Origin of the sequence: Streptomyces sparsogenes subsp. cuspidosporus (assembly GCF_039532705.1) — a bacterium.
Classification (GTDB): domain Bacteria; phylum Actinomycetota; class Actinomycetes; order Streptomycetales; family Streptomycetaceae; genus Streptomyces; species Streptomyces sparsogenes.
The window spans coordinates 323,243-335,647 of record NZ_BAAASD010000002.1 but is presented as its reverse complement, the minus strand read 5'-3'; the positions used below and the strand labels follow the sequence as shown (position 1 = coordinate 335,647).

Below are 12,405 nucleotides of genomic sequence, written 5' to 3'. Positions count from 1 at the left end.
GCCCGCGCCTGCGAACCGCGGGTCGCGGCGCCACATCCGGTCCAGCGCGGCGGCCCCGCGCAGCAGCTCCGCGTACTCCGGGTCCTGGTCGATCCGCAGGTCGTCGTCGATCTCCTTGCCCAGGGTCAGCCGCAGCGCCCGCACCAGCCGCAGCGTCGCCGCCCCGGCCACCGCGGGGACCGGCCCCGGGCCCGTGTGGTACCCGATCTCCCGCGCCCGGCGGTCCAGCTCCTCGGCGTCGGGCTCGGGGAAGTACTGCTGGTACGAACCCCGCCGCCCCTGGGCGTCGGTGTCCAGGGCCCGGATGTATCCACCCGGGTAGGCCACCGTGGCATCGGTGAGGATGCTGGCATTGACCTTCTTCCGCGTCTCGTTCGCGACGTGCTGCCCCATGGCGACGTCCGCGAGCGGGTCGGGCACGAAGGAGCCGGGGAAGCTGTCGCCGAGGTTGAAACGGGCGCGGTCCACGCCACGGTCCTGGGGCGAACCGGCGTAGCAGACCACCAGCTCGATCCAGTCGTCCTTGTCGAGCTCCTGCACGCTCCTGCGGCGCGCGATGTACCGCGCACCCTCTTGGTTCCAGGCGCGGATCTCCCTGCCGTCCTCCAGGGGGAGGACGATGTAGCCGGGCCCGCCGTGCGAGTCGAAGATGTACCGCTTGGTACCCGGCTTGCCCGGGCGCGGCAGCGGGAGCAGACCGCTGACGAACCTCCGCACGGCGGTGTTGTAGTGGGCGTAGTGCTTCATCGCGTCGAGATGACGCTGGTCCCACTCCATGTCCTTCTCGACGACCTCCTCCGGACGGAGCGCGGTGCGCCCGAAGCTCAGGCCCGTGAGCCCCACGAGGGTCCTGTTGACCACCTTGCGCCACCAGCTCGGATCGTCCGCCCTCGCGTCGGGCGCCGTGCCGGGCCGGCTGGCGATCCAGTCGCCCTGGATGCGGTCGTCCCGGTGGATCACGCCGATGCCGTACGTCTGCGGCCCGGTCTTGTGGAGCGTGGGGTGTCCGCTGTGCGCCCACACCGTCTTGCCCGTCCGGTCCGCCAGCTTCCGCGGCAGGTCCAGCCCCCGGTCCCCGCCCTGGGGGATGACCAGCACGATCGGGATGCCCGGAGGCGCTCCCTCCAGGTCGGCCGCGACCAGTTCGACGAACTCGTCGGGGGTCAGGTCGCGTGCCGTACCGTCCGGCCACCTCGCCTTCACGCGGTCGTGGCCGCCCTCGGCCACCACGGTGTACGGGAACCAGCCCGGTCCCCACGGGGCTGGGGCACTGCCGACCTTGTCGAACCCGCCACCGGGACGTTCCCGCAGGATGTCGACCCCGCTGACGTCCAGTCCGACGACCTCTGCCGCCGGGCTCCAGTTGATACCCGCGACGCGCTGGCCGTTCACCGTGAAGTGACGGGCCCGCTGCCTGGAGATCAATCCCTTCACGAAGGCGTGGTACGCGCCCAGCGCCCCCAGGCTGTGCGCCCAGCCGTTCTGGTACGCGTCGTGGACCAGTTCGCCGAACCGTTCGCGTAGCCCCAGGTCCACGGTGGCGCCGTCGGGGCGGTGCAGGACGCGGCGGATCAGACCGTCCATGTCCTGCGGCGCGTTCCGCAGGTCGGGATCGGCCTTGCGCAGGTCGTTCAGCAGCGTCATGGGCGAGACGACCTCGACCGTCACCCGGCGGCGCAGCGCTTCCGCGTTCCCGCCCGCGGACTGCCCGACGTCCCCGTCGAAACCGCGCCAGTCGATGGTGAAGTCATTGGCCGTGAGCTGCTCATCGGGGGGAAGGCTTTTTTGGCGGCGGCTCAACTCGACGTCCAGGCTCGCCAGGAACTCCACGTACGCGTTGGTGGCGCGGGCTTCTCCTTCGGCCTTCGCCTCCGCGTCCGTTCCCTCGCCGTACCCGGTCAGGATCACGAAGGGCAGCGGGAGGTCCTGCTTGCGGCTGCGCAGCCCGTCCCGGGCCACCCGGACGGCCAGGTCCTCCAGTGAATCCTGGGCGGTCTGGGACAGGTCGGTGTCCGCCGGTTCGAAGGACACCTCCGTCAGCCGGGGGGCGTGGGACCAGAACTTGTCGGCCGGGCTCCCCACCGGCGCGGTGTGCACCGGCAGGGTGACCTGACCCACTCCGGGCATCGCCTGTCCGGACGATGCCCGCACCCCCGGCCGGATGGGGGCCTGCGGTCTCGGCTGCGGCTCCGGCTCGGCCGACGGCACCTCGTCGAGCCCGAAGGCCGAGGCGAAGAGGGAGTCGGTGTCGGTGTCGGTGTCCGTGTCGGTGTCCGTGTCGCGGTCGGTGTCCGTGTCGCGGTCGGTGTCCGTGTCGCGGTCGGTGTCCGTGTCGAAAACGAAGTCGGCGTCGAGTACGGAGTCGGCGTCGAGTACGGGCTGCGTGGTGTCCGGCCGCGGAAGAGCGGCCTCGCCACCGGCCGCTGGGGGCACCGCCGCCCCGGCCGGATGCTCGGGTTCGGTCGCCTCGGTGGAGGGGGGCGGGCTCTGCGTGATGACCGACACGGGGGCATGCCCCGTGGTCAGCGCCGGAGGCTCGGTACGTCCCCAGTCGTCCGCGGCACTCGACTGCGCCGGGTCCGCCGTCACCACGATCACGTGCTGCTTCGCCGCGCTGTCGGCCACCACCGTGGCGGGGTGGGCGGGCGTCAGCACCGTCCTGGCGGTCCCCTCCCGGGCGGCCAGGGCGTCCGCCATCCTGGTGCCCCCGGGACCCTCGCTCGGTCCGATCAGGGCGATGGGAACGGTGAGCGGGGTGGTACGCAGGGCCTGTTCGACCAGCGCGACGACCTCCTCGTACGGCACCTTTCGGGTGGTGCCGCCGCGCCAGGGGATCTCGGCGTGGTCCTGGTCGCCGTCGACCATCAGCACGAACTTCGGGCCCTGGATGGTGCGGCTCTCGCCGCTTCCGGTCGTACCGTCGGGCGACACCCGGTAGACGTCCGTGTTCAGCGGGCCGCCCAGGGGCTTGCCCGTCAGGTTGAGGCCCGTCGTCTGTCCGGCGGGCGAGGTGATGGCCGTGGCCGGAGACAACAGCCCGCTCCGCCTGAGGTGGTGCGCGGCCAGGGCGACCGGGTCGTACACGTCGACGCCGATCAGCGCGGCCCCCGCCATCAGCCACAGGGCCATCTGCCGCATCGCGTCCGGGTTGGACGGCGCGCCCTCCACGTGCAGGATCCTGGCCGCCAGGGCATCCGGGTCCGGGTGGTTCATGAGCGCCGGCCCCGCCTTGGCGAGCGCCCAGAACACCAGCGACCGGGAGGGCTGTCCCGGAGCGGGGAGGGCCTTCAGCCCCATGGCGCCGAGGCTCTGCGGGGGGAGCAGCCCCATCATGGCCGCGGTCTGGTCGAGGACGGTGAGCGGGACGAAGTCGCGCAGGGCGACCGGGCCGGGCGCGCCCTGGAGACGGCCACGCGCGTCGTCCAATACCTGCCGGACGGCGCTGCGCAGTTCGGTGGAGTCGGCGAAGGCGGCCGGCCTCGGCTTCGGTGTCCCCCGCTGTTCGAGGTGGGCCCGCACCACGAAGTCCAGCAGGTCCAGGCTGAACGGACCCGCCTCCGCCAGCCCCGGATCGTCGCGGCGCATGACCTCCAGCGCCCCGATCCCGCGCAGGAGCTTCTGGTACTCCCCCGACGGGTCGTCCCTGCCGTTCTCGGCCTCGTGGCCGAACACCTCGCGCAGGGCCCGTACCAGCAGCAGGGTGTTGTCCCGGTCGGCCTCCGGCACCGGGGCGGAGTCCGGTATGCCGAAGGCCACCCGGGCGAGCCGGTCCAGCACCTCCGGCTCGGGCTCCGCCCGCAGCTCCGACCACGCCCCCTGCTCGCCCCGGACCGAGGCAAAGATGCCGATGAAGCCCTGTGTCACCGAGAAGCCGTGCACCCGGTTGGGGACGATCAGCGGGTGGTCTTCTCCGAGCTCGTTGGCCGCCTTCTGCGCCTGCGAGATGGTGGTCAACGGGTTGGGCACGAAAGGCGTCTCGACGCCATCGTGCACGGCGACGGGAAGGCTGCCGTCGTAGGCCGCGTTGGCCCAGCACGAATGGGCCACGATCGGAGTGCCCTTGGGGAGCGCTTGCACACTCGGGCGGCGCTTCAAGTAGCCGCCGACCTGGTCACCGGCGGCGGCCTTCCCCTCGCCGTGCCCATCGTCGGCCGTCGCGTCCACCGCGAAGAAGAAGCCCGCGAGACCGTGCAGGATGAAGTGATAGGCGTTCCGCCCGTACCACGGCGTCTTCTCCGCAGGGCCGAGCGCCTGCTTGGTGACCGGGTCGTAGTGGGCGAACTGCAGGTTCTGGAGGTTGCCGAAGTGCGCCTCTCGCTCGACCAGATCGGCGTCGGTCAAGACGGCCCGGCCACCCGGCCGGTTGGTCCCCGGCGTGGTGAGGGTGACGCTCTTGACGTCCCGGTCCATCAGCCTCGAACCGTCGGCCAGAACGATGAACCCGTTCCCCGCCTTGGCCCACGCGCCGTCCGGACCCAGGTCGTCGGGGCTGATGGAGATCCATCTGCCCCGCGGTATCCCCTGCGCCCGCTGGTCCGCCGAGGGGACGTTGTACCGCTTGGTGTTCGGGTTGTAGATCAGCAGGGGTGTGCCGCTGTGCACCAGCAGCCCCCGGCCGATGCCGGCGGAGATGCCCCGGGGCATCTCCAGCCCGCCGTCACCCGCGTGCGGCACCACCAGCGTCACCACGGCCTGGGGGCCCCGCTTGGCCAGCTCCTCGTCCATGGCGAGCAGTTCGGTGACCTCGTCGCCCGGCACCCGACGGGTCGAACCGTCCGGCCACGACACCACGATGTGGTCCGGCCCGCCGTCCGCGTCCACGAGGTACGGACGGTTGCTGCCGGACTGGTCGGGGCCGGGCGTGGCGGGCGGCGGGGTCTGCCGGTCCCTGAAAGTGCGGCCCACCACCGAACCGTCGTCGGGGGAGAACAGCAGGGTCCGCCCGGACAGCACATCGCCCCGCCGGACGAGGTGGAACGCGCCGAGAGCCGCGAGGCTCTTGTCCCGCCCCTCGGCCATCGCCTCGTCCACCAGCGCGTACAGCTCGTCGCGCACCGCCGCGCCCACGGGCGCGGCCGGGTCCAGGTGCAGGATCTTCCGCGCCAGCGGAACCGGGTCGAACGGGCCGTCCTCCAGCTCCGGGTCCGTGCGGCGCAGTTCGTCCAGCCGCCGCACCGCGGCCGTCCCGGACGGCAGCTCGAACTCGACCACCACCTGCCGGGCGTCGCCCTCCCCGGAAACCTCCCCCGGCTGCCGGCCGGACGCCGCGACGGTGAACGTGCCCGCCGCGCCCGGCCGCCCCAGCCCGGCGCGGTACGCCTCCGCGACGGCCGCGGCCCGCCGCCCGGCGGCCCCGGACCCGGACGCCTGGCCGCTGTCGTCGTAGCCGGTCACCACCAGGCGCGGCCCCGGGAGACCCGCGAGGGCATTGCGCTCCCCCGCCTCGATGACGCGCCCGAGGAGTTCACGGATCCGGGCCCGCTGGTTGTTGCTGGGCTTCTCCGCGCCCTCCGCGAAATTGATCCGGGCCGACACCGGCAGCACCGACTCGACAGGGCCCCAACGGCGCTCCGCGCCACCCTGGTCCGACAGCGAGAGCGAAGCCATCCCGGCGGTGGCGGTGGCGGTGGGGGCGGGGGCTTTCCCGGCGGGGGCCGTGGCCTGATCGCCCTTCGTTCCCGGAGACTTCTTTTTCTTCCCGGCGGTGGTGACGAAGGTGTCGAAGTGCGGCGCGGCCCACACCCCGGCCGCGGTGCGCACGGCGGAGGGCGCGGTGAACTCGACCGTCGTGCGCGGCGCCTCCGGGCTCGCACCGCCGGGGGCGGTGGCCGACCCGGCGTCCCCGTCCCGGCCGCGGCTGACGACGGTGAGGTGACCGGCGGTGAGACGGTCCTCCGGCGGTACCTCCGCCTGGAACCCGGCCAGCACCTCGTCCAGGCGCCCCAGGAGCCAGGCGCGCGCCGTCTCCGCGCGCGCCTGACCGGTCTCCAGGGCCCGCGCCGCCGGGCCTTCGCCGTAGCCGGTGATCACACCGTCCGGCAGCGGCCGGTTCGCCTTCCAGTTGTCCAGAGCGGCCAGCGCCACCTCCTGCGCCAGGACGTCGAGGTCCGCCATCGCGTCCTCGGACAGCGCGGTGGACCCCGGCGCGAACTCCAGCCGGGCCGGGGGCAGCACCGCGGCGGGCGCGGGACGGGCCGCGGAACGCGGCGCCTGCGCCGGCGCGGCGTGTGGACCCTGGTAGGGCGGGCCCTGGTGGGACGGGGCCGGGGCCGGCTGCTGGGCCTTGCTCCACGAGCCGAGCATCCTCGTCAGGGTGTCCCTGGTCACCGCCTGCTCGAGGCCCCGTTGCGCGGCATACGCCACGACCGTCTGTTCCAGCTCCGCCCATGTCAGGGGGTCGGCGCCCTGGCGTGCCCGCTCCCACGCCGCGAAGCCCTGGACCAGCGCCTGGAACTCCGCCGCCCGCTGCGGAGCGGTGTCGATGTCGGGCCCGTGAGTCTCGCGCAGGGCCCGCACCCACCGCAGCACCCGAGTGGTCCTCTGCGGCAGGTTCGCCGGCAGCCCCGCCCGATCGGCCAGGGCGTTCAGCCCCGCCCACTGCGGATCGGGGCGGAACTCCAGGATGCGGTACTTGGGCCGGTCCGGATCGTCGAATTTGATCAGCCGCGGCGGCATGCCCGCCTGGGCCGTCTCCACCGTGGTCGGCGCCTCCAACGCGAACACGGTCCGTCCGGTCTGGTTCGCGAGTTCCTGCGCCGCGAGGGTGCGCGCCAGCCGGTCCTTGCCCGGCGAGGCCAGCGCCATCTCGCACCACAGCAGCCACACCGGCGCGTCCGCCGACATCGCCCGGAGCACCGGGTCCCGGGCGAGCAGCCTCCCGACCTCCTTGGGCGGCACGACGTGGTTCTGTCCCGTGCTCCGGATCGGCAGCACCGCACGGCCCGCGTTCCCGTGCCCGACGGCGACGAACGCGCCGCTCAGCGGCCGGGGCAACGGCCGGAGTCCGCTTTGCCGGGCCGGGGCGACGCCCGGGAGCCCCTCGTCGTAGTCCGTGTAGTGCGCCACCGCCGACACGGAACGGAGGGCGTCCTCCAGGGCCGCCATGTCCGCCGCGTTCAGGTAGGTCCGTCCGGTCAGCGCCTGTCCGTCGATCCTGGTCAGCGCGTACGACTGGATGTCGTCGTCCTCGAACACCCTCCCGTCGGCGGCTGTGATCCGGTCCTGGGGGCCCGGGGCGACCAGGCCCGGATCATGGGGGAGCCATGTGCCCGCCGGCACCTGCCGCGGCGCGCCGTTGGCCAGCGCCAGCATCCGCCGACTGGTGCCGTCGTTGAGGGGCTGCAACCGGAAGTCGCCGTCGGTGGACCAGACCCGAGCCTGCGACCGGTCCGCCACCAACCGCTCGAACCCCATCGTCCCCACGCCGGTGGCGCCGGGCACCAGCAACAGCAGCGGGGCGCCCGGGGGTCGGGCCCGGTCGTGCGCCACGAGCTCCGCGAACTCCTCGTGGTCCACCTCCACCGTCGCCCCCTGACCGTCACGCACCACCAGCAGGCCGGTGTCCGCCACGTCCGCGAAGACCAGATGGACCGCCTGGCCGCCCCAGGGCGCGGGCGCCAGGTCCCACCCACCGGCATCGGTCCTCCTGGCGACGCTGTCGAGGTGCAGCTCCGGAATGGGGCGCCCCATCCAGTTCCGCCCCAGAGACCGGCCATCAGGGGCGGTCAGCGCCGTCGCGGCCGCCAGGGCACCCCTCTTCTCGAGCCCGTACGCCGCCACCGCCGCCAGGCTCCCCGCCCGATTCCGCCGTCCCGCGCTCGCCGCCAACGACAGGAGCTGGAAGGCCACCTGGGGGGTGAACGGCACCGAATCGGGCAAGTGCAGCACCCGCCGCGCGATCCCCTCCAGATCGATCGGTCCGGCCCCGAACCGGGCGTCCCTCGCACGCGCCGCGTCCACCACCGCCAGCGAATTCATCATCTGCTGGAACGTGGGATGCGCTGCCACGCCCGTACCGAACGTGGTCTCGAGCACGGTCCGCAACTGCTGCTCGTAGTTCGGCCCGCCCGCCGGCGGCGGGGGCAGGTCCCTCGTCGTCGGCGCGGTCTCCACCGCGGCGGGGGCGGGCGCCGGATCGGCACCGGGCACGGGGACGAGTTCATGGGGCTGGGGCTGGTGGGTGCCCTCGACACCGTCCCAGAACGCCCGGAACCCCTCGAAGATCCAGTTCTCCTTCCGCGGGCCGGCGAGCTGGTTCACCGGCCGCACGCCCTCGGTGTCGGGGTCGGGGCCGTACAGCCGCTCCAGCAGCGGCAGCAGCGCCTGCTCGTGCTGCCGCACCCAGGCGGCCCCGTTGTTCCGCCGCTGCCTGGTGTAGCCGTCCCTGCCGCCGTTGGTGCCCAGGTAGGCGTTGGTGACCTGGGCGAAGTACTCGAATTCGTTGAGGGACGAGTAGTTGGGCTGCTTGCGCCTGCCGGACGGGTCGCGCAGCGGGCCGTCCGGCCAGACCGCGGCGTCGCCCTGGGCCAGCTTGGCGTGGTACGCGTCGCGGATGCGCTGCCGGTCGGCGGCGGACAGCCCGTGCTCGTGGAGGGTGTGCGCGAACTCGTGGGTCGTCGTGGAGTAGCCCTCCGGGTAGGAGCGCCGGTCCGCGCGCACGGACGTCACCTCACCGAGCAGGTTCTCCTCCGTCACCCCCGTCTTGAGCAGGCCGCCACCGCGCACCTCCTCCCACGGGCGCCCGTCGGCCGTCGTGCTCCCCGCCAGGTGGCGGAACGGGTCCAGCGTGGTCATCGCCTCGCCCTTGGGCACCACGACCACGCGCGCGCCGTCCCTCAGCAGCTTCGCCGCCACCTCGGGATCGCGCAGCATGCGCGCGATCTGGTCCAGCACCTCGCGCCGGGCCGACACCGGCTGGTCCACGCCGGGCGGGATCTGCACCATCAGATGGGCGGCCGTCCGGGCGAACTCCTGGAGGGGCAGCTTCCGCCGCAACGTGTCCACCAGCACGAAGTTGGACGCCAGCCGCTCGCGGTCGGCGGAGGACAGCAGCGACAGCTCCCGGGCCCGGTCGTCGGGCGCCAGGTCCGGCAGGCGCGCCGCCAGGTCCGCGACCGGGTCCGCGGCCACCGGGGCGGCAGGCGTGGCATCGGCGGCGGGAGGAGAGTCGTGGCCCGTGGTCTCGGTGGACTCCGGGGTGTCGGGTACGGCGGTCGAGGCGGCGGTGGGCCGGGAAGGGGTGGGCGCCGGGTCGGCCGGGAGGTCGGTGGACGTGGTGGCGGTCGGCGTCGGCGGGAGCGGGTCGGTGGCGGTGACCTGGGCCTGCGACTCGATGGGCGCCGTCGCGTCACCGTGGACGAGGGGGGCGTGGCCGAGGCTCTTCCGGAGGGTGTCGGCGAGCGCGACGCCCGACGGCGCGTCCGGCCCGTGCCTCAGCAGGTGGTCGGCCACCTGCCGCACCGCGTCGCGGTACGCGGGCTCGGCGTGGCGGGAGTCCGCCAGGACGGGGGCCGACACCAGCGGCAGCACCAGGGTTATGGCCTTGTCCCAGGCCCGGTCGACATCGGCCGCGTCCGGCGGCGGAGGCGCGGCCTGCGGTGTGGCGGCCTGCGGTGTCGCGGTCTGCGAGGTCGTGTGCTGCGAGGTCGTGTGCTGCGGGGCCGCCGCCGGGCGGGGGTCGCCGCTCAGCGCCGCGGCTTTGAAGTCCGCGTACGCCCCGTCCCACACGCGCAGCGAGGCGTTGGCCGCCACCGTGTCGACCGCCGCCGGCCAGGGGCTGGGCTGTGCCATCAGCAGGCGTACCTGGTCGACCGGGTCCAGCGCGCTGACGGGGATCCGTCCGCCAGGCCGCGTCGCCGCCGCTTCGCGCTCGGGGTCCGGCGTGACGCCCGCGTCGCGCAGTGCGGCCGGCGTGACGGCGGCCTCCGGGCCGTGCAACCGGAGCAGGTCCTCCGCCAGGCCGTCCGGCAGGTCCTCCGCCGTGACCTGGTTCGCGATCCACTCGCGCTGGGCGTCGTCGCGCTGGGGCCGGGGCGGGGTGTGGCCGGGCTCGTTCGGGCCCGCGGCGTGCGGGTGGACCCCGAGGTCGCGCAACCGGGCCGAGGCGTCCAGCAGTTGGCCGTGGGCCTGCTGGGCGCGGGCCTGGGCGTCCGCGAGCGCGACGGAGGTGTCCACGCCGGTGCCGGCCCCGGGCTCCACGCCGTCACCGAGTTCGTGGACGGCGCGGACGGCGTCGGCGTACGTGGTGAGCGCGTCCGCGTAGGAGCCGCGCGCGCGGACGATGTCGTCCTGGCGCTGGGCACCCGGGACGCCGCTTCCGGGGGTGCGCGGGGCGTCGCCGAGGTGCGGCGCGTCCTTGTCGCCGAGGTGCGGCGCGTCCTTGTCGTCGGAGTGGGGTGCCGCGGCGTCGCCCGGGACCGTGTCGGTGCGCGGCCCGGCCTGCGTGTCCTGCTGCCCCGGCCCCTGCTCGGGGCGGAACTGTCCGGCAGGGGTCTGCTGCGGGAGAGGGTGCGCGGCCGGGGTTTTCGTCGGCGTCCCGTTCGGGGACCCGGTGTTGTTCTGGGGGGTGTCCGCGGTGTTGTCCGTGAAGTTCTCGGTGACGTTCTCGACGGGGTCGAGATCGCCGTAGTCCGTGGATTCACTGTACGGCCGCGAGACCGTCGGGACGTTCGGCGGCGGAGTGTTCAGCGCGGCGGGGCTGTTTGGCGCGGCTGGGCTGTTCAGGGAGCCCGGGCCGGTGACGGCGCTCGGGTTGTTCAGCAGGTTCGGCGGCGGAGTGTTCAGCGCGGCGGGGCTGTTCAGTGCGCCCGGACCGGTGACGGCGCTCGGATTGTTCAGCAGGCTCGGCGTCTTCGGCGCGTCCGGGCCGGGGGGCGTGGCCACGAAGCCGGGCGTGTCCAGCACGGACGCGATGTTCCGGAACTCCGGGGACGTGTTGAGGGAGGTCGGGTCCTTGAGGAAGTCCGGGCTCTTCGTATAGCCGCCCACGGTGCCCGGAGTGATCAGGCTGCTCGGCGACGTGATCGAGGAGGGGTTCGGGAGCGAGGAGGGGTTCGGGGTGACCGAGTCCGGCCTGTCACCGAAAGTGCTGCTGTCGTAGGACGTGACCGACGAGTTGTCCGAGAAGATGGAGTCGCCGTCGAAGCCGGACGGCTCGTACGACGAGACAGACCCGGTGTCCGAGCTGTCGTAGTCGATCGGATCGACCGGGAGCGGGGACGTGTTGCCGGCTCCGGGAGCGGGGTTGTTCGGAGCGGTGGGGACCGAGGAGCCCACGGTCGTGGGAGGGGCGGCGGGAGGTGTGGGCGGGGGCGTGGGTGTCGGCGTGGGTGTCGGCGTGGGCGTGTGGTTGTTCGGACCGGGATCCGGGGTGACCCTGGAATTGTTGCCGGCGCCCCCGCTGAGGCGCTCGATCAGGATGTTTTCGGTGTTCTGCTGGAACTTGGTGAAGATGTTCCCGTCGGGGAACACCTTGGTGTGCAGGGACTGGCCACTCTGTGCCGCGGGCCCCATCGTAAATATTTCGGACACACCGCTGAGACCGGAGCCGACGAGGTCCATCCAGTCCCATTTGCCGAGCACGATCGCCACGGCTATGGTCTCGCCGAACCCCTCGGTCACGAACGCCGTGGGGATGTCGAACGCCGCGTTGTTCGCGTTGTTCTTGGTGAAGATGTTCTTGAAGTCGATATCGAACTTGCCGAAGATGTTCTTGCCGAAATCGTTCTTGAAGACGTTCGACAGGACGTTCTTGAGGTTGAACGCCGCGGAGCCGAAATGGCCGATGAAGAATCCGGCCAGCCCGCCGACCGCGGCGTTGATCCCGACATCCTTCCAGTCGATCCCGCCGGGCCCGCTTTCGGGGGGATTGATGGCCATGGCCGCCAGCTGAACCGCGAGGCTCTGAATCGCCTCCTCGATCGCCTCGGACAGCGACGGGAAGAACTCGATGTACCGCAGGAGGCGGTCCACCGTCATCAGGATCGCCAGCCTGGCCCTCATCCGGGCCAGGATCATCTCCGAAGCCGAGGCGCCACCGGTGAAGAAGGACATCGCCGCCAGGAGTGCCAGTTCCAGGATCAGCGCCATGATCTCGGCGATGATCTCCAGGTGGGCCTTCTGAATGCTCAGGGACAGCTTGGCCTGGTTGGCGGCGTACTGGTCCAGCTGCCGCTCGAACTGCTGAAGGACGTCGCCGCCGTTTCTGTTCACCACCTGGGACAACGCCCGCTCATAGGCATCGGCCACGTTCGGCGGGAGGGAGTTCTTGACCTCGCCGATCGAGTCCAGCATCTGCTGGCGCAGGTCGATGATCGAGGTACCGAGTTCCAGATAGAGGTCACGGCTGACCCAGGCCTTGCCCGCCTTGCCCTGAACCGGCTTGGTGCCGATCAGGGCGAAGAGCAT

Annotated in this window: 1 protein-coding gene (running past one end of the window); it reads right to left on the bottom strand. The window is 72.7% G+C overall.

Features of this window, described 5'->3' with window-relative positions:
* On the bottom strand, nucleotides 1–12,405 hold the 5' end (the start) of the coding sequence (locus tag ABFY07_RS03940) for a lonely Cys domain-containing protein (RefSeq protein WP_346173067.1). The gene continues 29,802 nt to the left of window position 1, outside the view; only the first 12,405 of its 42,207 coding nucleotides appear in the window; it begins with the start codon at nucleotides 12,403–12,405; the stop codon falls past the left edge of the window.